21 protein-coding genes and 1 pseudogene are annotated in these 23,128 nt (G+C 45.4%); 7 read left to right on the forward strand and 15 right to left on the reverse strand.

All coding sequences use genetic code 11. The features are described from left to right. Positions 1–2: 2 nt before the first annotated feature. The 4 genes from AB4Z17_RS03400 to AB4Z17_RS03415 all read left to right on the forward strand — a co-directional run bounded on the left by AB4Z17_RS03400 (position 3) and on the right by AB4Z17_RS03415 (position 3,145). The gene (locus AB4Z17_RS03400) at positions 3–1,148 is read left to right on the forward strand and encodes a hypothetical protein (protein ID WP_076267272.1); all 1,146 of its coding nucleotides are present in this window, start codon (positions 3–5) and stop codon (positions 1,146–1,148) included. A 165-nt stretch (positions 1,149–1,313) separates the two neighbouring features. Next, on the forward strand, positions 1,314–1,742 hold the full coding sequence (locus tag AB4Z17_RS03405; protein WP_076267273.1) for a MarR family winged helix-turn-helix transcriptional regulator: 429 nt from the start codon (positions 1,314–1,316) through the stop codon (positions 1,740–1,742). A gap of 91 nt (positions 1,743–1,833) precedes the next feature. After that, positions 1,834–2,667 carry an NmrA family NAD(P)-binding protein gene (locus tag AB4Z17_RS03410; RefSeq protein WP_441958147.1) on the forward strand — a complete coding sequence of 278 codons (834 nt, stop codon included), beginning with the start codon at positions 1,834–1,836 and terminating at the stop codon, positions 2,665–2,667. Beyond that, a complete protein-coding gene (locus AB4Z17_RS03415) occupies positions 2,660–3,145 on the forward strand; it encodes an anthrone oxygenase family protein (RefSeq protein WP_441958149.1) in 486 nt (161 codons plus the stop codon). Before AB4Z17_RS03410 ends, AB4Z17_RS03415 begins: the two co-directional genes overlap by 8 nt. Before the next feature lie 9 nt (positions 3,146–3,154). Here AB4Z17_RS03415 and AB4Z17_RS03420 read toward each other — a convergent pair whose 3' ends face one another. From AB4Z17_RS03420 to AB4Z17_RS03435, 4 genes are all read right to left on the reverse strand, one after another. Then, positions 3,155–3,610, reverse strand: coding sequence for a GNAT family N-acetyltransferase (locus AB4Z17_RS03420; RefSeq protein ID WP_441958151.1), 456 nt, complete (start codon positions 3,608–3,610; stop codon positions 3,155–3,157). Between the two features lie 323 nt (positions 3,611–3,933). Further along, entirely contained in the window at positions 3,934–4,827 is an 894-nt protein-coding gene (locus tag AB4Z17_RS03425; protein WP_441958153.1) for a sugar phosphate isomerase/epimerase family protein, read from the reverse strand. A 19-nt stretch (positions 4,828–4,846) separates the two neighbouring features. After that, positions 4,847–5,704, reverse strand: coding sequence for a sugar phosphate isomerase/epimerase family protein (locus AB4Z17_RS03430; RefSeq protein ID WP_441958155.1), 858 nt, complete (start codon positions 5,702–5,704; stop codon positions 4,847–4,849). After that, entirely contained in the window at positions 5,701–6,759 is a 1,059-nt protein-coding gene (locus AB4Z17_RS03435) for a Gfo/Idh/MocA family protein (protein ID WP_076267279.1), read from the reverse strand. Before AB4Z17_RS03435 ends, AB4Z17_RS03430 begins: the two co-directional genes overlap by 4 nt. Positions 6,760–6,902: 143 nt before the next feature. On the opposite strand from AB4Z17_RS03435, the gene AB4Z17_RS03440 reads away from it, so the two are divergent. After that, complete coding sequence (locus AB4Z17_RS03440; RefSeq protein WP_441911469.1) at positions 6,903–7,769, forward strand: AraC family transcriptional regulator; 867 nt, start codon at positions 6,903–6,905, stop codon at positions 7,767–7,769. Positions 7,770–7,838: 69 nt separating this feature from the next. On the opposite strand, the gene rnhA is transcribed toward AB4Z17_RS03440, so the two are convergent. The 9 genes from rnhA to AB4Z17_RS03485 form a co-directional block, all read right to left on the reverse strand. Further along, positions 7,839–8,504, reverse strand: coding sequence for a ribonuclease H (gene rnhA / locus AB4Z17_RS03445; protein ID WP_441958157.1), 666 nt, complete (start codon positions 8,502–8,504; stop codon positions 7,839–7,841). A gap of 123 nt (positions 8,505–8,627) precedes the next feature. Then, positions 8,628–9,860 (reverse strand): glycosyltransferase family 39 protein, encoded by a 1,233-nt coding sequence (locus AB4Z17_RS03450; RefSeq protein WP_441958159.1) that lies wholly within the window; start codon positions 9,858–9,860, stop codon positions 8,628–8,630. A gap of 201 nt (positions 9,861–10,061) precedes the next feature. Continuing rightward, positions 10,062–10,814: a methylenetetrahydrofolate reductase gene (locus tag AB4Z17_RS03455; RefSeq protein ID WP_441958160.1), complete on the reverse strand. Its 753-nt coding sequence runs from the start codon at positions 10,812–10,814 to the stop codon at positions 10,062–10,064. 168 nt (positions 10,815–10,982) lie between these two features. Then, positions 10,983–11,513: an orotate phosphoribosyltransferase gene (gene pyrE, locus AB4Z17_RS03460; protein ID WP_441958161.1), complete on the reverse strand. Its 531-nt coding sequence runs from the start codon at positions 11,511–11,513 to the stop codon at positions 10,983–10,985. Between the two features lie 219 nt (positions 11,514–11,732). Beyond that, positions 11,733–12,122, reverse strand: coding sequence for an NUDIX domain-containing protein (locus AB4Z17_RS03465; RefSeq protein WP_441958163.1), 390 nt, complete (start codon positions 12,120–12,122; stop codon positions 11,733–11,735). A 15-nt stretch (positions 12,123–12,137) separates the two neighbouring features. Next, complete coding sequence (locus tag AB4Z17_RS03470; RefSeq protein ID WP_441958165.1) at positions 12,138–12,800, reverse strand: HAD family hydrolase; 663 nt, start codon at positions 12,798–12,800, stop codon at positions 12,138–12,140. Next, positions 12,797–14,128 (reverse strand): serine hydrolase domain-containing protein, encoded by a 1,332-nt coding sequence (locus AB4Z17_RS03475; protein ID WP_441958166.1) that lies wholly within the window; start codon positions 14,126–14,128, stop codon positions 12,797–12,799. Before AB4Z17_RS03475 ends, AB4Z17_RS03470 begins: the two co-directional genes overlap by 4 nt. A gap of 372 nt (positions 14,129–14,500) precedes the next feature. Beyond that, positions 14,501–15,859 (reverse strand): UTP--glucose-1-phosphate uridylyltransferase, encoded by a 1,359-nt coding sequence (locus tag AB4Z17_RS03480; protein ID WP_441958168.1) that lies wholly within the window; start codon positions 15,857–15,859, stop codon positions 14,501–14,503. A gap of 18 nt (positions 15,860–15,877) precedes the next feature. Beyond that, on the reverse strand, positions 15,878–16,774 hold the full coding sequence (locus tag AB4Z17_RS03485; RefSeq protein WP_076267287.1) for a LysR family transcriptional regulator: 897 nt from the start codon (positions 16,772–16,774) through the stop codon (positions 15,878–15,880). Between the two features lie 119 nt (positions 16,775–16,893). On the opposite strand from AB4Z17_RS03485, the gene AB4Z17_RS03490 reads away from it, so the two are divergent. Then, positions 16,894–17,976, forward strand: a complete 1,083-nt coding sequence (locus AB4Z17_RS03490) for a branched-chain amino acid aminotransferase (RefSeq protein WP_144376722.1) — start codon at positions 16,894–16,896, stop codon at positions 17,974–17,976. Between the two features lie 54 nt (positions 17,977–18,030). Here AB4Z17_RS03490 and AB4Z17_RS03495 read toward each other — a convergent pair whose 3' ends face one another. Together AB4Z17_RS03495 and AB4Z17_RS03500 are read right to left on the reverse strand one after the other, a co-directional pair. Continuing rightward, positions 18,031–18,432, reverse strand: coding sequence for a VOC family protein (locus AB4Z17_RS03495; RefSeq protein WP_441958169.1), 402 nt, complete (start codon positions 18,430–18,432; stop codon positions 18,031–18,033). A gap of 368 nt (positions 18,433–18,800) precedes the next feature. After that, positions 18,801–19,181 (reverse strand): annotated as a pseudogene (locus AB4Z17_RS03500) (ATP-binding cassette domain-containing protein); the annotation flags it as partial. 156 nt (positions 19,182–19,337) lie between these two features. Here AB4Z17_RS03500 and AB4Z17_RS03505 point away from each other — a divergent pair. After that, on the forward strand, positions 19,338–22,916 hold the full coding sequence (locus AB4Z17_RS03505) for an S-layer homology domain-containing protein (protein ID WP_441958171.1): 3,579 nt from the start codon (positions 19,338–19,340) through the stop codon (positions 22,914–22,916). The last annotated feature ends 212 nt before the right edge of the window (positions 22,917–23,128 follow it).

Raw genomic sequence — 23,128 nt, forward strand, 5'->3', positions numbered from 1 at the left:
CTATGACAATCGTGCTGCATGAAATAAAGAAGGTTTTTGGCCTGAGGATGGTCATTATGCTTCTAGCGATCAATGTTGTATTTTATTTCTTATTCATACAGTTTTATTTTCAACATTTTCCTAACGGAAATCCCGATACTGAAATTCATAAAGCCAGCATTGAGATGAAAAAGGATTATGGCACGCATATGGATAATGCTGAGTATGAGCTGTTTAGACAGAAATACGATGAAACAATCGAAAAAGCAGAACAATTCATGAAGACCGATCAGCAATTCATGGATGCTGGGATCACTACCTATGAGCAATTTTACAACAGTGATTATAACAATGAGCAACTGAACAAGCTCCATAATTATGCTGTATTCGAGTCGGATACCGAACTGTTCTGGGAGCTGCAAGCACGCAGGTACATGATCGAACGCTATGAAAATAGTGAAAAATATCCTTACAACGCATATGGCGAGGTTGATGCGAAGCAGCAGAATAGAATGGAGAAGCATGTTGCTTCCGATGAGGGTGACTCGATATTTACCGATGTTGTTTTCAGTAATTATATGAGTTTAATCATCTACATGACCGTTCTTATCGGTTTAAGCATCCTCTTTATGGTTTCACCTATTTTTCTTCACGATAAACGAAGCAAGCTTATTCATTTGCAATATACTGCGCGAATCGGACGAAGGCTTTTCTTGCGAAAGCTTACTGCTGCAATGATTTCCACACTTCTTATCGTAACCGTACAGCTTGGCGTCTTCTTCCTCATGTATAGCAGGCTGGGAACAGGATTATTTCTGGACTCGGGCATCAATTCGATATTTAATATAGGTTACTTTTGGTATGATCTCACATTCGGACAATACATCGGTCTGACTGTAGCAGCTATATATGCGCTCAGTCTAATCACCGCGGTGTTTGCAGCATGGATCTCGAGCATAGCTCCTAATTACATGGTTATCATCGGACTCCAAATCCCTTATGCTTTTCTGATGTTTGGATGGATGGAAAAATTACTAATCGGTAGACTTGCCGATATTTATTACGCGCAGCATGTGCAGCCGCTAACTTATTTACTTCTTGCCGCAGGCGCAGTTCTACTATTTGTTCTTCGCTGGCGGAGTGAGCGACGAGCAGATTTGCTCGTGTAGCAAGCATGATTGATCTAACTGTTAGTTAAGATGCTGAGGCAGCCTAGAATTGAACAGTAATACTTAGGCTGCCTCAGACATAAAAAAATTAGGCTTTACAACTAAATGGAAATATATTATATTTGTATGCACAAACAACTTTTATGTGAAAATGAGGTAATAACGATGCTGGATACGTATTTAAAGGAATGCCTGTACTTCACTGCAAATCGATTGGGCAGAATTATTACGAAGATGGCAGAAGATGAATTTGCCGTTAGCGGCATGTCACCCACGGCTGCTTTTTTATTAATGGCTGTGTATGAGAAGGATGGCATTTCACAGAAGGAGTTAGGCGAGATTCTCCATCTCCAGCCCTCCACTGTGACCCGTCTGATTGAGAAGCTTGTTATCAAAGGGCTGCTCACCAGCCGAGTAGATGGGCGTTTATCACTTATTTCCGCCACCGAGAAAGGCAAAGCATTAAATGACACGATTAATGAGTGCTGGATGAATTTGCGTAAACGTTACGCCTTATTGCTCGGGGAAAAAGAAAGCGAAGAGCTGTCCTTTCAACTATGTGCGGTGAGTGATCAACTAGAAAATAAAGAATAACGACTTCTTCTTTATTTAAGAAAATATTTGCTTGTGCAAACAAGTTTAACTGTTTTGTTGAATATAAATAAAAAAGCAAAGGAGAGATTTTATGAAAAACAAACCTATTTTGATCATTGGAGGCACCGGTAAAACGGGTCGCCGCGTAGCAGAAAGATTGACCTCTCGTGGACTGCCCGTTCGAATCGGCTCCCGCTCAAGTGATCCTTCGTTCGATTGGGGAAATCACTCAACATGGACAGCGTCCCTGCAAGGCGCAGAGTCTGTGTATATTACGTACTACCCCGACTTAGCGCTTCCCGGTGCTGCCGCATCGATCGGTGCTTTCGCTGAGCAAGCAGTGAAACAAGGAATCAAGCGCTTGGTACTATTGTCCGGCCGAGGTGAAGAAGAAGCTCAGCTTAGTGAGAACGCACTGCGCGACTCTGGCGCTGACTGGACTATTTTGCGGGCGAGCTGGTTTTGTCAAAATTTCAGTGAAAGCTTCCTGCTGGATTCCGTACTCAGCGGAAGTGTTATACTCCCTGCCGCGGACGTAGCTGAGCCATTCATCGACGCGGATGACATTGCAGATGTCGCTGTCGCAGCGCTGACTGAGGATGGCCATATCGGCAAGCTTTATGAGCTGACTGGCCCGCGCGCGCTCACCTTTAAAGAAGCTACCGAAGAAATTGCGAAAGCCAGCGGCAGAGATGTCCGCTACGTACAGGTAACCTCCGAGCAGTTTATCTCTGCGCTTGCGCAGCAGGATATGCCTGATTATGTTCTCACGTTATTGACTGAGCTATTTACTAAAGTGTTGGATGGACGCAATTCACATCTGACAAATGGCGTTCAGCTCGCTCTGAACCGTGATCCTCGGGATTTTACCGACTACGCTCGAGACACCGCAGCTGCAGGTATATGGAGGGCTCCAAATGTTTGATCGCTCCATCGTTGTCTTAACTTTTTTCTCTGCTCTTGGCTCAGGCTTGATGGCCGGATTGTTTTTTGTCTTTTCGACGTTTATGATGACCGCTCTCTCGCGTCTTCCTGCAGCGCAAAGCATTGCTGCCATGCAATCCATCAACGTCGTAATATTGAACCCGTTGTTTGGTCTAGTGTTTTCTGGGACAGCGTTAGCAAGCATCTTACTTGCGATTGTCTCATTTTTCCGATTAGGTGAACCCGCGGCAACCTATTTGCTTGCCGGCAGCCTTCTCTATCTCATTGGCTCCGTTCTAGTAACGATTGTATTTAACGTACCTTTAAACGATATGCTTGCCTCAGCAGACCCAAGTGTCGCAGGCCCCGAATTATGGACGCGTTATGTTGCCAGCTGGACGCCATGGAATCATGTACGAACCATTTCCACCCTTGCGTCGTTGGTTTGTTTTATTATAGCGTTCCGACATTCGAGCTAACGGTGGTACTTAAAGCTTCTTTTCAAAGCAAAGGCTTGAATCGCAGGAAATATATTCACCATATCTATCAATTTCATAATAATGATGTTTTTTATAGAAATGAAGCGCTTCGGGTTGTGGAGCCCCTGCTTCCAAACGGATATATTGATAATCCATATCCTTCGCTCTGGCTTCTAGATCATTCAAAACTTGTGCGGCTATGCCGTTCCTTCTAAATTCGGGGGTGACATAAAATCGTTTTAATTCTATATACTCCTCATCCAGCGGTTTTATGGCTCCACATCCAACCGGTTCTCCTTGCTCGTATGCGACCACAAATACAATTTGCTCAATTCCAGGATCACTAAAATCTACTGTAAATACTTCCTCAGCCGTATATCTTTGCGCTAAATCCTCATCCAGCTTCTGAATAAGTCGATGTAAATCTGTATCGGTATGTGATACTTGTACAATTTTCACAGCCATTTCTGCACGTCCTCTAGTTTGAATAGTTACTTGATTATCAATCGATGGTACTCCGTCTTCTATTATTTTACCGAATTCGCTTCACCCTTTCCACCTTAAAGCTAACTGCAAAAGTCAAAAAAGCTCTCATGGACTAAGCCATGAGAGCTTTCTTTTGGGCGGTTTCATGAGATTTTCGCTTAAATCTACATCACACATTCATCTCAAACCGATGACTAACCTCTTATTTGCCGCCGTGCAGCCAGACGGTTTGCCTTCCAACTGGACTGCTTGCAGCCAATAATTCATCTGTAGAGAACGATTGAGGATGCTCCATGCTTGTTTTATTGTCCTTTAAAAGCTTTCAAAAACTGAACAGCTTTGCTAATATCCGCTTCTGGACTCGTACCAACTTCACGCTCGATCGTCAAATAACCTGTATAGCCAATTTCCTGAAGCGCTCGCAAATATGCCGGCCAGTCTACAGTACCATCACCAAGCGGCACTTCGCGGAACGCGGAGCCAGTCTCGGCCATCGCAGCAATTTTCTCATGGTCAAGTGCAACCTCGTAGCCATAATCGCCATAAACGTCGCGCGGATCAACATCTCCCAGCTTCACGCCGTCCTTCGCATGCGTATGAACGATATAATCCTTAAGCGTGTACACGCCTTGGACAGGATCATCTCCTGTAACCATAACCATGTTGGCAGGGTCAAAGTTAACAGCTACGCCTTTGGTGCCAAGACCATCAAGAAACGACTTCAAATGCGCAGACGTCTCAGGTCCTGTCTCAATCGCAAAATAAGCGTTCATGTCATTTGCGAATCTAGCCAGCTCTTCACATGCCGCATGCATCGTCTCATAAACACGGCTGTTTTTGTCGCTTGGAACGATACCGATATGCGTCGTAATAATGTTTGTTCCAAGCTCCATGCCAAGCTCCATAATCCGTTTGGATTTATCGATTTTCGCTCGGTTTTCCGCAGGATCCTGAAAACCATGGCCGCCCAAATCGCCAACTAGAGCGGAAATATCAAGGCCTAGCCCATCAATATAAGACTTCCATTCTTTTCTTGCAGCTGCGTTCAGGTTAGCAGGGTCCAGCTCGCCATGTACTGCATACATTTGCACGCCATCCGCACCAACCTGCTTCGCTTTAAGCAAACCTTCCTTTACACCAACCTGAAAGCTATCCACGATAACGCCGATTTTGTTCGTAATGATAGGTGATGTCATCTTCGAGTCACTCCTTCGTTTAGATTTCGTTCCATACACGTCTTACGAATTCAAAGCCAAGTCTCGTTCCAAGACGGCAATCTTCCAAGCCTTCAAACTCAATGGAAATATAATCATCATAGCCGCTTTCTTTCACTGCACGCAGTACTTGCGGCATTGCGATGTCGCCATGTCCGACGATTGCACCCCGAAGCCAATTGCCGCCTTTGGATTTAAACCAGCCTTCACCCGGATTTTCGGTAGATGGACGATAGTAGAAATCTTTAATATGGACCATAGAAGCCAGGCTGACATTGTTTTTAACAGCAGCAAGAGGATTCTCATCCACACAAAGGAAGTTCCCGACATCAAGCGTTGTCTTGAAGTTTGGACGATCTACAACCTCAATGAGTGCCTGTACCCGGTCGCTATGTTGTATAAAATAACCGTGATTTTCTACACTTGTTGTAATACCAAACGTTGCTGCATAATCCGCAACAGCTTGGCAAGCCTTCGCTAGCTTCGGCAGCTCCAACAAGAAGTTCGAAATGGATAGGTTTTGCGATGATGCCACGTCGTGGCGCATCTTCTTCACGCCAAGTGCTGCCGCAATATCCACTTCACGCTTCAAGCGGTCAAGCTCCAGCTCGAATTGTTCTTCATTTAAACCGGAGAAGTTTGCACCTACCGCATAATTCGATATTTCAATACCGCTTTCCTGCGCTTGCTTCTTAATCACTTCAATCAGTTCCGGATTTTCAGTAAGGTTAAAGCCCAGCGGTACAATTTCAACATGCTCTCCGCCAATGGATGCAATATATCCGATAACATCCTGTATCGACATTTCGCCCGTTCTCAGTGCATTATATAAGCTGTATGTGCTGATTCCTAATTTCATAGACGCACTTCCGCTCCTTTTGCTGCGGATTCATAAATGCCGACTAATATCTTCATAATTTCCACGCCATCCGCCACTGGGCTGATTGGCTGTTTACCGTTAGCAACACAATCAACGAAGTGGTTGATTTCATTTTGGAAAGCGCCAACAAAATCAAAACCAGCGTGATCCGTCTGCGGATATACGTTTAAGATCGTGTCATTTTGCTCTGTTACAATAACGGTTTCCGGATCGATTTCAAAACCGCCTTTTTCCCCATACAGCTTAACTGTGTTTTCATTAGACTTAGCATGCAGCGTGAAGCTGACATCTACGAGCAGCGATGCGCCATTCTCGAAGCGAATAAGCGCATTCGCCAAATCCTCAACTGTGTTTTTCTCCGCATCGTAATCCGCCGCTTGGTAGAAGCTTAAGTTTTTTACATTGGCACGATTGCCAAGCTTGCGATACGTATTGGCACTAACGGATACCGGCTTTGGACGTCCCATCAAATACCAGCAAAGATCGATGACGTGTACGCCAATATCAATAAGCGGCCCGCCGCCTGAGCGCTCAATGTCGGAGAACCATCCGCCTGGATTTCCAAGGCGTCTGAGCGTTGATGCTTTGGCAAAATAAATTTCACCGAACTCGCCTCTGTCAGCCATCGCACGAATCAATTGTGCACTCGTATCGTATCTGCGGACGAAGCCCACTTGAAGGAGCTTGCCGGATTGCTCTACAGCCTCTTGCACAAGAAGCGCATCTTCAACCGTACGGCAAAGCGGCTTCTCTACGAGCACATGCTTGCCAGCTTTTAGAGCCGCAATGCTGATTTCAGCATGCGTATTGTTCCACGTACAAATGCTGACTGCTTCAATAACTGGATCAGCGAGCAGCTCGTGATAATCCGTGTAAATTTTTTCGGCGCCATATTTCTCAGCTGCGGCTTTTACGCGCTCTTCATTTAAATCGCAAACCGCGTAAATGTTCGCATTAGGATTTTTCTTATAGGAATCTAGATGAGATGATGAGATAGAGCCTGTTCCAATAACCGCGATTTGTATCGGTTTCATTGCTAATCTCTCCTTATGGATTCTAATAGTAAGGTTTTGCATGTCTACACTTTCGTATTATAATGGTTTCAACCTGCAACTCCATGTAAAGCTGTGCGGTTTGTTTGTACAATTGTGCTATCCTACTGAGGAGGTCATTCAAGTTGGAAAAATTCGAAGAACTGCGTGAGCCTATGGACATGCCAGACCCTCATTTTCCGATAAAACTGCATCACAACACCTTCGACCAGCAGGGAATAGTCATTTTCCCGCATCATTTTCATGAACATCTTGAATTTTTATATTTTGTGTCTGGCAAAGCCTCGATAGAGTGCGGTTCTACTACGATAACAGCTTCCGCTGGCGATCTCATCGTTGTGAACAGCAATGAGCTTCACTACGGAATCAGCCTATCATCAGATTTGTACTACTATGCGCTCATCGCCGACATTTCCTTGCTGCACAGCCAGTCGGTCGATGCTGCTGAAACGAAGTTCATTACGCCCATTACGCAGAATCGCCTTCTGCTGCAAAATTATATTGGCGACGACAGCAAAGTAACGTCCTGCATGCATGCCATCATCAATGAGCTTGAGCAGCGCGAGTTCGGTTACGAGCTGGCCATAAAGTCCGAGCTCTACCGCCTGTTGACGCTGCTGCTTCGCGGTCATGTCGCTACCGTGCTCACCAAAGACGAATATGCGGAGCGTATGAAAAACATTGAGCGCTTCGCGCCTGTCTTCAAGCATATTGAGGACAGCTACAAGGATGAGCTTTCGGTGGACCAGCTGGCAAGCATGGCAAACCTCAGCCGCTACCACTTTAGCCGATTGTTCAAAGAGCTGAGCGGTCATACCGTTACAGAATATATAACGATGACTCGGCTCGGCAAAGCCGATTATTTGCTGCGTCACAGTCCGCTTACCGTGTCAGAGGTTGCAACAGCAACAGGCTTCAACGACATTTATTACTTTAGCCGTACGTTCAAAAAACACAAAAAAGTTTCCCCGTCCTCGCTTCGGGGAAACTAATGTTGTTTGATGCTACACGTTTGAATTTTCACGGTAAAACACAGTGGCTGCTTGGGTCAGCACCGCCTCTTATTTGCGGCCAAAATCCGCTTTGATTTCGCCCCACTCCTCGGTATTCCATTTCAATACCTTATTCGTGTAGGTATGGGTTTGAAGCCACTTGACAGCTTCATCTGTAAGCTCCCAAATTTTCGAAGTCGAAGCATCCCTTTTTAAGGTCGAGGCTACTTTTTTGTTGCGAAGCCAGCTTAGCGCTGTTCTTGAATCACTGTAGATCGTCCTTGTGCTGCCTTTCTCCTTCAAATAGGAAAGAGCATGTACGATAGCAATAAACTCGCCTAAATTATTAGTGCCGTTCGGTACAGGTCCAACATAAAATAAGATTTCGCCCGTTTGTGTGTCGACGCCTTTATACTCGACAGGACCGGGATTTCCACGCGTACCCACGTCAACAGAAATACTATCGTAGTCAATAGAAGCTGTTTCTTCCTGTAGCAGTACAGTCTGCTTTACGCTGCTCCCTGTTTTTGCGCTCGAAGCAGCAGCTTTGCCTGAGCCTGTCCCCCAATGACTGCGCCAGCCGTCTTGGAAAGCTTTTTCCGCCAGCTGCTTCGTCTCGAAAGATTTATACTTCGCATCCTGTACTCCGCTAACCTGCGCTTGGCACTCGGGCCATGAAGTAAATATCCCTGTTTTCTTGCCAACCCAGAYGACATAATATTTTCCTTTTGCCATTTACCAAAATACCACCTTTGTTAAAGTCCTTATTCATACTTTCTTTCCAGCTGCTTATATTCGAATAAAACGCGATATTACATTTAGTTCTATCTATTATAAAACGTCCATGCCTTAAAGCAACTATGCTCGATAACCTTCATTTTTAATTGGTCTGCCCTTAGACGTTATGGTACATGAAAGCAAATATCCCAGTCCCAAGAAACAAAGCGGAATCGTCGGATAAAAATATCTTGGCGTAGGCGAGAAGGGAAGATACAGCAATATGCTAAACACGGCGAGCAATGCAATCATCATATACATCGCATTTCTTCTTTCAAGGATAATGATCTTCATGAGTCCACCCAAACCAATGACCATAACGATCATATGCAAAATGGTTATCAGCTTGGACAATAGCTTATTTACTGTTATATATCCTAAACCCGGAAAAATCTCACTAATATAAATTAGCAGCTTGCCCCAGCTGTACCAGCTCAGGTAAGTGAAAAACTCATAGCGAAAACCATTGATGATTCGCTCATAAGCTATTCTCCCCATTTCCGCGGGATCTTGTTTAACGTCAACATGAGGACTCCGTTCAAAAGGATAAGAACCCCATAACAACGGATTTCCCGTCTGCTCCGCGAGCAACAGCACCTTATCTAAGGTCATCCAATTGCGAATCCACCAGGGCAGCATCATTGCAGCAAAGCCGATCGTAATCACGGAAATCACTTTTAGCACCGCTGCCATTCCATGTTTTCTGCCGTATACCGCTACACCAGCTAGCAAAACAACGATAAAGGGAACGATCGTTGGCCGGATCAGTACACAAATGCCGAAGACGACACCTAGTGATAGAAACCATCTAAGCTTAGTCTCCTGTGCACACCTCACTAAAAGATAAATAAACAATAGAAAAAATAAACCGTATAACGTTTCTGTTAAAAGATACATTGGCGATAAAATAAACGTGGGATGCAATAAATAACAAGCCATTATCAACAGACTAATGCCCGTATGCGCAAACATTCGTCTCGCAATCCTATACATGATAACTGCGCATATAAGCTGAATCAATATTTGCAGCGCCTGAATTTGTACGACTGGGGGACGATCTCCCGCATATCCAAATACGGCATAACAGCCAGCCAAAAAAAGAGGATAACCTGGCGTTGTAAACGCATTAGGTTTTTCTGAATAAGCATATGGCGCATATCCGTAAACGCCCTCGTGAAGCAGCTGCAGCACCATTTTATTATAGCCAACCTCGTCACCCGTCAGCTTTTTATCCCAATCCGTATAATAGCAGCGAAGCAGCAAGCCTAGCACAAGCAATATAGTGAAAATGACCGTTTTGGCTCTGATAGCCATATCGTGTTCAACCCYTTTTTAATATATTGTACGATATCTGAACTTCCTTACATTTCCAAATGACCACACTTGAACGATTGTAGCATTATTCTAATCTTGCAGCCAATGAAGTTTTTTTCATAAAAACACAAAAAAAGACTGCTCCTCTTGGCATGTTGCCTTTGGAGACAGCCGTCATTTGTTTTCCATTCGCATTTTACTTTATACGAGTACTTTACTGAAGATTCCATCAAAATAAGCCTGCAAATCAACTTTTATCGGCATAAAATAAATATGGCTGTTCGTCTTCTTCGTAAACGCTAATGCTTGCCTCGCAAAATCGATATTCCACTCAAGCGTCGGTTGAAAATCAGCTGGGAATACAACATGATTTCTTGTTTCCCAATATTTTTGCGATTTGTCCGTTACGACCGGCGATACGCCCCAGAAAATTTCGGAGCCCTTCACCATATCTGAATACTGCTCCATCAAGCTCAGGTCAAAAAATGGCTGCGTGAAGAAACCGTCTGCTCCCGCTTCAAGCTTCTTTTGTACATACTCATATTCCTCGTCCATGCTGCCACGATAAGGATCTATCGCTGAATACACCTTAATATGGGGGTAATCCTTCTTGATCTTGGCAATCAAGTCTAAACAAGTCGTCGGATAAACAACCTTCTCGCTATTTTTTGGAACATCGCCGGTTACGACGAGCACCTCAGTAATGTTATGTTTGTCTAAGCGTTCTATGAATTGCAGCGGTTCTACACAGTCGAAGTCCATGGCCCGGATATGGGGAATACTAGACTCATATAGAGATTTGCAAATGCAGGATGCCTCCCAGCTGCGCAGCTCGAACCTTGTCAAATCAGGAATATTAATTGTATTGATAGCAGGAAACTGTGTTTTAATTAAATCCAGCTCCGCCTTCAGCTGGGCCTCGTCTCTTGGAACCAGCTCTAATGAAATTCTCACCTCATAAGCCCCTTACTCTATATAGAATGAATAGAATCCATGCTCGTCAAGATTTTTGCATATTAATACATATTAACGAATTTTAATTCAAATTACCAATCAATTTAATAGCAGCTTGCTATCATTTTCTCTTATAAAGGGTACTAGTTCCTCTGGAATTACTAAGTATTACTTAGTCGAAGCTTGCAACAGCTCATCGATATGGAATAAAGAAATGTAGGTTAATCCCGCCTCTTCGAGATTCTTCCTGCCCAGCGGCTCTCGTTCAATAACCGACATAACCGACTTGATCTCAGCCCCATATTTCCTCAGATCATCCGTGCTGATAAGAATTTGTCCTCCTGTTGTAACCACATCTTCAATAATACAGACCTTTTTCCCTGCTATGTCTACTCCTTCAGCAAGCTTACAGGTGCCATATTTCTTTGCTTCTTTCCTTACAAATGCGGCAGGAATGCCTGTTTTCAGCGAAAGAGCTGTTGCAATCGGAATGCCGCCCATTTCGAGGCCCGCCAATACTTCGGTATCGCTGGGTACAAACGGAACCAGTTTCTCTGCAATTTCAGCCAATAGCTTAGGATTGGACTCAAATAAGTATTTATCAAAATAGTGATTCGAAGTTTGACCTGAACGCAGCTTAAACTCTCCCTCTAAATAGGCTGCTTCATAGATTGCTTTCGCCAATTGTTCTCTCATCATTTCTAAAACACTCCTTCGCGTTTTTAAGTATAAAAAAACACTAAAGCAGCAATCGCTTTAGTGTTTCATATAAGAATGGAAATATAAAAATGATAATCGAGGTCTTTCCCGAAGCGCCTCTATCATCGTCTTCATACTCCCACCCCTTCCAGTCATTCCTATTATTGTAAAGGTGAATTCACCATTTTACAACTAATTTTTCATAGATGGCGAAAAGAGCTATAGACAAGCAATGACTCTAGACACCTGCAGATCGTTTTTCTTTTCCTCTAATGTAAACCATGCGATTCCTTTCAATACCTGCTCATCAGCAGAGAGCTCAGGGTCTACTCCAAGCTGTGCCTCTTCCTTTGCATCAACGGTAACAAGGTAGCAATAATCCGGCCCTAATGAATATTCCGCTTCAAATAATAGTCTTTCCGCATTGCCATTTAGACAGACTTCTTCCTTAACCTCACGAATAACCGCTTCCTCATTCGTTTCCCCAGCTTCTACGCCACCGCCGGGCAATGTCCAGAAGCTCCGATTCTCGAGGGGATGATCTTGAAAGACCATCAGAATTTTCTCATTACGAATAATTGCCGCACAAACCCTCGGCCTTATCTCCATTTTAGCTTTCCTCCGTTATTTCCATTGTTCAACTAGATGTCTAATTTCTATTAAGTCCTTCACCTTCGCGTCATACTCAAATGACTCCGTATAATAGTTGTCTTCCTTCCATATTCCCTTCATGCCTGTCGCTTTGCTCGCAGTGATGTCATTGACTGGATGGTCTCCAACATAAACACATGCCTCTGTCGCCACATTCAGTTTTTCCGCAGCTCGCAGGAATATAGCGGGATCAGGCTTGCGGAGGCCCTCCCGCTCCGAAATAAGAATTTCATCAAAATAATGAGCGATTTGGAGGGCCTGAATATTGCTCGCTTGAAAGTCGCCGAATCCGTTCGTAATCATCGCCAGCTTATAGCCTTTCTCCTTAAGGCTATCGAGCAGTTCAATCATATTAGGAAATGAAACCGCATGATTTGAGAAACCTTTTTTATAGTCTTCTAGCAACTCATTCCAATCCAGCCTTAGCTCAAACTCTCGTATGAGCTCCTGGTACACTTTGTCCTTCCAAACATAGCCACGACTGTCTAATGCGATGAACCTTTTAATATAACTCTCTTTATCCACCTCGACGTTCGGTCTAATCAATCTCTCGAATTGCTCCTCTACGAACTTCAATAAGGAACGATCACGATCCAGCAGCGTACCGTCTAAATCAAAAATAACGGCTTGAATCATAGGCTAACGCTCTTCACTGCTTTTTTGACGCCGCCAAACAGCTGAACCGTTAATTCTGGTACAGATCCGGTTTCGGTATAAGTAATCTTTCCGTCCATTCCATTCAAGAAAAACAGCAGTTCTCCCTCTACTGCGGAATACGGACAGAGCTCAAATTTAAACCACGTATTTTGGGTGAGATAAAACTTCTCTTGCTCTTGCGAAATGATTAATGGCGAGGCTGGCTCCCCTTCAACATCGTAGCTGCCAACGAGATGGTTATACTGATTGATTTCCAGCTTGATCGGCGTATGCGATATCGGAAGCTGCACTTCCTCGCCCAAAACAAGCCGCGCCAGCTGCTGACTAATCGGTCCTACCTGCGTCGTTATTAGATTGGATAAAACGATTACCGTTACATCTTCTTTTTTATAATGCCTCATTTCGGTTAAGAAACCATTAATGCCCCCGCCATGGCCGATAACTTTCCTGAGGCTGCCCATAATTTCTTCCTCATATATAAATAATCCGTAGCCATATGTATCTTTGAAAGGTGTCGTCATGCTCGCATAAGCCTTCTCGCTGATCTGCCTATGTGAATGCAGCGCCAGTCCCCAAATATAAAGGTCCTCAACGGTCGAATACATGCCTCCAGCGCCGGATGGAATAGTCATTTCCAGAAACTCTGCATTCACTACTTCACCCCAAACCTCGTAGCCGGATGCACGGTTTTTCAATATTTTCTTAGCACGATCATAACCGGTATTTATCATTCCAAGCGGCTTCAATATGGCATGGTAGATATAGTCCTCGTAGGTGCGTCCGGATACTTTCTCGATAATTGCTGTAAGAAGCACATAACCTGAATTGCTGTAATCAAACTTCTCCCACGGTTCAAACAACAAGGGCTTGTCTGCAAATCTGGCAATGAGGTCGTCTGTAGAAGAAACAAGCCTCATCTTTGGTACAAAATCCTCTAGGCCTGTGTAGTTCGGAATTCCTGATGTATGTGTTAGCAAGTGATGAATCGTAATTTTATCGCCATTTGGGTAGCTGGGGAGGTACTCGGAGATCGGGTCTTCTACGTTCAAAAGCTTCAGTTCATGCATCATAACGATTGCTGCTGCCGTAAATTGTTTGGTAATCGAGCCGATACGGAATTTCGTCTGCGGGTCATTCGGAACATCAAGCTCAAAGCTTGCCATCCCATAGCCCTTGTTTAATATGATTCGTCCCTCGAATGCAACCAATACACAACCGTTAAGATAACCTAGCTTAGCTAGACAATTGCAATGATTGTCTAGTTTTTGTTGCAATTGATCGGTAGATGTTACGTGTTCTGTATTCATCAGATCATCTCCCTTTAGAAAGAAGTCTATTCTATTAGCTAATAAACATGAATAATCAGCCACCTCAATAATACCGTACACACGTTCGTAATGTAAACATTTCCCTTGTTGATATCTTTTTATACAATAAGTAAACGCAGCCCTATATTTCGACTGTACTGGTGCTTGAATGGTTTCAAAACATGTAACGAACTCAGGAGACGTTATTTCGCTTAAATTATCGTTTTCTGAACTCTAACGAACTCCAGTAACGCTATTCAGCAAAATGGCCTCAAAATATGCAGCCACAAGGTTAAATAGCGCCAGTGGGATTCGTTACATACCAAAATGAGTCTAATTTGATCATATAGCGACTCTGGAGTTCGTTAGCGATCAGTCAGAGCTCCAATCTTCCGCTTTCAAGCCTTCGCCGTTATACGAAATTAATGGCGAAATTTCAATATCACGACCATGCAGCTGTTCTTCAGACACACCAGCGGTGCGCAGCCAGCTTCGATGAAGCGACTGAACGAGCTTGCGTGCACTAAGCGGACTGTCTTCACCCGATTTATTTTTGACTGGAGCGAATTCCTCCTCACGAATCCCCCGTATAACAGTAACTTCTTCGGCCAATGGAAAAAAATCAAAAATAAAGCGTTCGAGCTTATAAGCGTTTGGCTCCGTAGGTGTGATGATGCTTCCTTCGGCGTCCATGTATTTCATCTTTTTGGAGGCAATATGGAAAGGGATATCCGTATCTGCATGCTCTTCTATGAAGTCCAGCTTAAATAAATGGATAGATATATGCCCTAAGCTATAAAACAATCGTCCGTCATTCGTTCTTTTATCCTTGATGGATGACGGAATTTCGTTATACTCGAGCACAGCCGGGTGATCATTTTTCAAACATAATATCCCGATTTTTTCGTCAACATCCGTTTTTTCGATAACCTTTGTTGCAACCATCTGATTGCGTGACGCAGCTAGTCCAATAAAAGCAGGGTCTGCGACCTTTATAAGCGCATTGTCTACATTATAGTAAAACAGCCACTCTAAGCCTCTTTGTTTCATATCAGCAATAGCTCCTGTGCGTTTTAGCGACGCGAAACATTCGCCATTGCCGCTTGGGGCCAGCATAAGTGTTCCGTCCTCCGATAACAGCAGCTTACCGTCATGATCGAGCGCAGGCATCGTATTTTGCTGGAAGAAGAAACAGTCCTTTGATGGATAACCAAAGTATTGCAAGGAATGAAAAAATGCCTTCGTTGCTTCATGATTATCGGGGCTAGTCATGATATACCATGGGATAGACTTGCCGGCTTTTCTCGATAAATACAGCAGCCGCTCTGCTTGAAGCTGAAATAAAGATTTATGGGATGGAAGTCCAATATCCAGCGTACCCTTAGGTCCATCATGGCCAAGCCTGCTGCCCTGCCCGCCAGCAACAACGATAACTCCAACTTTCCCAGCTCGCAGCAGCTCCCAGCCCTTTTCGGTATATGCCGCTTTTTCTCCCTGTTCAAAATCTTCCCAGTCTTCAAACGGTATCGCGGATATCGTATCGTTGTTCAGCTTCTTAGTATCGCTGCGGCCAGCTAAAGCTTTGGCTATCCGCTCAAAATCAATTTCTATAATTTGCGCAGCCAGCTTGTTTTTCTCCTGCTCCGGCAGGTTTGCAAGCATTTCCAGAACATGCTGCTGCTCATACATACGAAGCTTGGCTTCCGCTAATCTTATAGGTAGCTGATCCAAGTGTTGTCTCCTCCTTTATTACATTTCAGTACGAAAGCTTTCAATAAATTGCTGCGCGCGCTTGGGCAAATAATGATCCTTCAGCCACAGAATGCCGACGCCCGACTGAAAGTCCGCATCCTCAATGTTGAGCATTTTGACGACGGTGCTTGGAAAAGAAGACATAACCGATTTCGGAAATACGGTTGCCCCAATGCCGCAAGCGATAAGGGACATAATAATGGCGACGCTAGAGCATTCGCATATAATATTAGGAACGAAGCCGTGCCGTTTGCACTCGTTCACGACCTGCTCATGCATGCGAGTCGTTCGATCCGTCTTCAAGGTGAGAAACGGAAACTGGGCAAGCTCCTTCATGCACAGTGCTTCTTTTCCTGCATATTCCGTCCATGAGCTTGGAATAACGGCGACAAACGGATCTGATGGCAGCGGCATAATGGAGTATTGCTGCGGATGCTTCTGTGCCTCAAACGGCAGCCGAGCGATAACTAAATCTATGGCCCTCTTCTCCAGCTGTTCACCAAGATAGAAGTGATCGCCCTCCGATATTTTAAACGTAACTTGAGGATATTTTTCTCTGAACAGCTCAATATTTTTGGGCAATAAGGAAATGCAGGAAACAACGGACCCGATCGACAGGACGCCGCGAACCCCCTCCTCCATCCCCTTTACCTCTCTGAGGGATTCATCAAATTGCAAGAGCAGCGACTCCGCCTTCTTCTTGAGCAGCTCTCCTGAATCGGTCAAAATCAACCCTTTGCCGTTTCGCTCAAACAGCTTGACGCCAAGCTCCTCTTCCATTTGCTTCAATTGCCTGCTAAGAGGCGGCTGTTCCATATTAAGCAGCTTTGCAGCGCGCGTAACCTGTCCCTCTTGTGCTATAGTTAAGAAGTATTTAAGCTGCCGCATGTCCAATTCGATCACTCCGTCCGTTCATACCCTAAAGGTATGGACATTCAATAAAATAGATATTTTAAATATATCGCATGAAGTGATAGCATTCAATTAACGATCAATAAAGGGAGATGGGCCATTTGCTACAATCATTGGAAATCGAGTTAACCAAAAACAAGAAACAACAACCAGAAGTGGACCAGCTTGGGTTCGGCAATCATTTTACTGACCATATGTTTATTATGGATTATTCGACGGACAACGGCTGGCACAAGCCGCGTATTCTGCCTTACCAACCGATCGTATTAGACCCTGCAGCTAAAGTGTTTCATTATGGACAAACGATCTTTGAAGGCTTGAAAGCGTATAAAACCGACGATGGTCGCGTACTGCTGTTCAGACCTCAAAAAAACATACAACGAATGAATCGCTCTAACGAGCGTCTCAGCGTGCCTGAGCTCGATATCGATTCAACCATTGAAGCTTTAAAGCAGCTTATTTCAGTTGATAAGGACTGGATTCCAACTGCACCTAGCACGTCGCTTTATATTCGTCCTTTCGTCATAGCGACTCAACCTCAGCTTGGTGTAGCACCGTCTACAGAGTATAAATTCATCATCATTATGTCGCCGGTAGGCGCTTACTACACAGAAGGCGTAAACCCGGTAAAAATCTTCGTTGAGTCCGAATATGTTCGTTCCGTTAAGGGCGGCGTTGGCGAAGCGAAGACTGCTGGCAACTATGCTGCTGGTCTGAAAGCGCAGGAGCTTGCTAAAGAGAAAGGCTATTCTCAGGTGCTATGGCTCGATGGCGTACATCGCAAATACATTGAAGAAGTCGGCAGCATGAACGTTTTCTTCAAAATCAACGGCGTTGTTCATACGCCTGCACTAAACGGCAGTATTCTCGATGGGGTGACTCGCAATTCCATCATTCATATGCTCCGTCATTGGAATATTGAAGTTGTCGAGCGTCCGATTACGATCGAAGAGCTGTATGAGGCTGGCCGCAGCGGCGCATTAGAGGAAGCTTTCGGAACAGGTACAGCTGCTGTTATTTCTCCTATTGGAGAACTGAACTGGCAGGATGATGTTCTCGTCATCAATGGAGGCCAGACAGGCGAAATCTCCAAGAAGCTTTACGATACGCTAACGGGCATTCAAATGGGCAAAATTGCAGATCCATTTGACTGGATGGTAGAGGCTACTCCTGTTAACGTCTAGCTTATTTTAATAAAAGGCTGCCGAATCCATTGATTGGCAGCTTTTTTCACTATATTAGTTGCCTGGGTTGCCATCTGTTCCGCCGAATGCAAAGTGGTAGCCATCCGGGTCSTCGATGACGAACTCTTTCCATGGTCCTCCATCTGCATAAATGATTGGCTCCACGGAAATGATAATATTTTTACTGCGGAACTCCTCGTACAGCGCATCCAATTGTGCCCATGTTTCTGTGTAAACCTGTACATCCACGGCATAACCGCCGCCAGCTGGACGCTGGTTCGGCCTTACATCCGAAGGGTCGGCCGCTTGAAATAGCTTAAGTGCAACGCCATGCAAGCCGCCGCGCTCTGCCCACCAATCGGTTACATTAAAACCAAGCGAATCGCGATAAAAGCTTTGAGACTTTGCTAAATCGGATACCATTAATACGGTAAGAGAGCTAAGTTGATTAGGCATTTTCGCTTCTACTCCTTTGATAGCATCATAATCCATATTTTTATTCGCTTATTTGTTTATATTTCCTTTTTTCCTTGAAGAAAATGATGCTGAAGCTTCTAGTCCAATATTTCTATCTCCTCTTGCTTGCTCTCTTCTTATGAGTTCTTCTTTCGAGCATATGTGCGATAACTTGCTCATCTACTTTTCTTGTAGGTTCAACATCTGAAAATTTATTATTAAAAAAATCCTTGATAAAATCATCTATTGATAAATGATGAAAAAGAATCTCTTTCTGATTTATCAGTTCATTAGAAATAGCTCATTAAACCAATACTTTTGCAAGTACAAAATCTGTATCTTATAAAGCCAATTCTATTTTCGTTTCAACTATTTTTTTCTATCGTCTTACCGTCAATGATTAAAACATAATCCATACCATTTACCACAGCATAGAAATCATGACAATCGCACCTTTATGGTCTTCAATGGCTTCCTCCAGTACTATTTGTGTATAGGTGACTAAATGACTTGTCGGTTCATCAAGAAGCAATACGTTTGCTTTACTGGCGAAAACTTTAGCCAATTGAAGCATATTTTTTTCCGCCAGATAAAGATTCCATCTTTTGATTAACAATTTCTCCGATGAATTCTTCTAGTATTGTATTAGAATCCTTTAGCATTTCGCCTTCAATATGAGATAAATAAGCCACTTTAACATCAGCATTTATTTGAATTGAATCATGATTATTTTCAAAGATTTCTCGGAGAAAGCGTTTCCATAGATTCTATATTTTGACAGGTTGAATACCTGGTAAATATACCACATCATATAGTTGGGCGTTTGTCAAATTGACAATGTGTCCGAATACGATGCGGTTAAGCCGTGGGCGCACCGAATCGAAAAATAAGGAGGATTTTCATTTATGCAAAAACGATTTAGCAGCATGCTCGCGTTCCTCTGTTGCTTAGTAATGATGGCGTCGCTAATGCCTACCAGCTATGCCGCCGACACTGACAACATCGAGAACGCAGAAGCGAATGAAACGCCGACCGCCATTTTCGGAACTCCCGAACTCGGGTCAGACGACCCACTGTGGGCCCTGACAATGGAGCATCAAATCAACAAAAGCACTGTGCCCGGCGACTCCAGACCCCATGCCACAGGCACAGCCAAAATCCTTTGGGACCACAACTACCTGTATGCACGCGTAGTTGTGGAGGACAGCAATCTATATCAGGGAGCCGGTGGAGATCACCAGTACGACAGCCTGGAGTTTTATGTCGGCACCGGAACCGGAGGCTCAAACCAATGGCGAGTCAGCGCGACGGGCGTGTTTTCAGGGCAGGCCGCTCCGGGAAGAGCTGCGTGGACCCAGATCACGGAAAAAGGATATATCGTGGAGATGAGAATACCCAAAAGAACCTTGACCTTGGAGGAGGGCATGCTTACCTTTGAGGTTTATATCAATAACTCGACGGAAAAGGGCGGTGACCGCTATGAAGTCGTTTCCTGTTTCGGAGTTCCTGACGCGGCTTATTCCAGCGATGTTTCATTTATAGACAGCCTGCAGCTCTCTTCAGCCAATGAAGTGGACACCAGATTCTCAATCACCGCCACGGCGGGATCGGGCGGTGAAATAACGCCGAATCCACCCGGTGATGTTCTGAGACTAGATAATGGCTCAAATAAAGAATTTACGTTTACCCCCAATCACGGCAAAATTGTGGATACCGTAACGGTAGACGGCGAGGCCGTGACTCTATTCGCTGGCACTTATACCTTTTTAAATGTTAACGCTGACCATACAATTCATGTGACATTCAAAAACGATCCGGACGCGAAGATGCTTCCCTTTATCGTATGGAATGACAACTTCGCCCGTGGCGAGTACACGACGGCTGTCATCATTGACTTAGGCGAGGGGAAGGCAGCGTTAGGCTCCCAGCTTAATCCGAGCTTGTTTACCGTCTCGGCTAGGAACACAACCCTGAACGGTGACTCGGTGACCTTTGAAGGGACGCGCAAAATCACAAGGGTATACGCCAATGACGAACCGAAGGTGCGCGGCTATCTGGGGACGGTAAGCAATTCACCGGATTATCAGGCCGGACTGGCAAGCGGCCGTTACATCGTAGTTGAGTCTGACTTTTATTCAGCGAGCGGCGGCAATATAACGCTGGATGGCAGCAGTAACTCGACAAAGCAGGTTTACAACATCGTCCAAAACAGCGAGATTGTATTGACAGAAGGGAGTCCGCTTCGCAACGTGGTTTTTGAACAGGAAAAAGTTGTGAATCCGATCCTTGACAAGTTTACAACACCCACGGGCAATTCGGTCAATCGCGCGCTCTACCTTCACAAGGATGAAAGCGGTAACATTATGCAAGGATTGCCTCTATATGTCTATACCCACGGCATGTCACGCGGCGGCACAAACGCAGCAACTGACCAAAAAGCGGCTATGAAATCCGCCAACGGCTCGGTCGCTCTAATGAAGAAAATGGAAGAAAATCCCGAAAAATACGCCAGCCATATATTAAATATTTCCTATAATGGCACGTCTACTCCCTCCACAGGCAATGTTAAGAAGGTTATAGACGATCTGGTTGCTAGCGGCGCAGCAGACCCTAATCGTATTTACGCGGCGGGCTTCTCATGGGGCGGCCAGTATACGAACAACTTAGTTAACGCCTACCCCGGCTTCTTCGCGGCCGCCGCACCTATGTCTCCGGTAAGCGGCTCACCGAACGCGAACGCCAACGCCGCTCACACCGAACTGGCCTATTGGATGTTTATAAATGCTAATAACGTTGGAGTATACCAGACTAACCTCAATAACTTCATAAACACCAATATGCCGAAAATGATTAACGCGAGGGCTTCGCGCTTTGAGAGCAATGAGGCTCTTACGTGGCCCTACAATCAATTTGATCAGCCGAATCAGAGGCCGAATCCGGCCAACACCCCTGTCCTGGCTGATTATGTAGCGCACGAGGTTGAAGCTGCGGTTCTTTACAACCAGATAACTATGGGGACTTGGAGCATAGCTCCAACGGCGCAGTCCTCTAACTTGTCGGCTTGGGACAATGACTACAAAGACGTCTTTGATTGGATGTTCGCGCAGAGAAAAACGGACGTGCCCGGTGCTCCGGGCAGCTTCAAGGCGACGGCGGGTGACGGACAGGTCACATTGAGCTGGACTGCTCCGGCTGACGACGGTGGCAGCGCGATATTGGGTTACAAGGTCTGGTACGGCAACGTGACGCCAGTCACACTGGGTGCGGCGGAGACCAAATATACCTTCATGGGCATGACAAACGACCAAGGCTACACCTTCAAGGTCGTTGCGGTAAGTGCGAAGGGCGACGGCGCGGAGATCAGTGCAACGGCTACGCCGACGAAGACGACGACTCCCATTGTGCCCGATCCTTCTGGTGGCAACAGCGGCAATACGGGCACCGGGACAGACGCTGGATTGTCGAAGTCGAACTACACAGTGAATACTCCTAAGGATAAGCCCGCGGTCACAGACAAAAACGGCAACACCACCCTACCCGGCGGCGGCGAGATTGCGACCAAGGGTGGGACGAAGATTAAGGTACCCGAAGGCACAACTATAGACTCAAACGGTAAGGTGACTATTCCGGCGGACAAGAGCGCCGAAGTGGCACTACCCGGCGGCAACAGCACAGTGACCATTCCGGGCGGCTCGACGATAGCGGGCGACGGTACGGTCACAGTGGGCGGCGGAGACGCGCATGTGAACCTGCCGAACGGCAACCAAGTGGATATCCACGGCGGCTCGAAGATACAGAGCGGCGGCGCGGTTGTGGTAGGACCGGGCGGCGCGAGTGTCGGCTTAGACAACGGCATGTCGCTGAACATCCATGAGGGTACGGAGCTTGTATTCGATGACGACACCCCGCTGGGCTTCCTCGTGATGTCGGGCAATCCTTTCAGGGATGTCAACATGGACGACTGGTTCTACAGCTACGTAAACTTCGCCTACACATACGGTCTTTTCAACGGCACGACGTCCACGACGTTCTCACCGGGCACCTCAATGACACGCGCAATGTTCGTGCAGGTACTGGCCAATCTTGAGAACGTAAACCGCTCCGGATACACGAGTTCCCGCTTTAGCGACGTGACGGACGGGCAGTGGTACACGGCGGCAGTCGAGTGGGCGGCCGAAAGCGGCATAGTCAACGGTATAAACGCAGACCTGTTTGACCCCAATTCACCGATGACACGCGAGCAGATGCTGGTGATACTGTACAACTACATGAAGTACAAGGGCTATGAGATACCTGAAAGCCAATCTAAGTCCTTCGCGGACGAGAGTGAGATCAGCTCATGGGCGTTGGAAGCAGTTCAGGCGCTGCGGGGCATCGGCATTGTATTAGGCAAGCCGGACAACCTCTTTGACCCCAAAGCCACCGCCACCCGCGCCGAAGTAGCCACTATCTTTGTAAGGTTGGTCGAATATTGGGCTAAGTAAAATCGTAAACAGAAAAATGCGGACCCTTCCGGCTGGACAATATCCAACCGGAAGGGTCTCATTCTATTTTACAAAGAAAATCTCCGGTCTGATGCTGCTAAACACACGACAGTAGCATAGGGCTTTGGTCTATGCCTGCTTCATTATCACTTGGGTGCCGCTATCGATGCACGCGCTATCAATGACCTTATTTCATTTTCTTCAATCCCGAT

Source organism: Paenibacillus sp. TAF43_2 (assembly GCF_052113545.1).
Taxonomy (GTDB): domain Bacteria; phylum Bacillota; class Bacilli; order Paenibacillales; family Paenibacillaceae; genus Pristimantibacillus.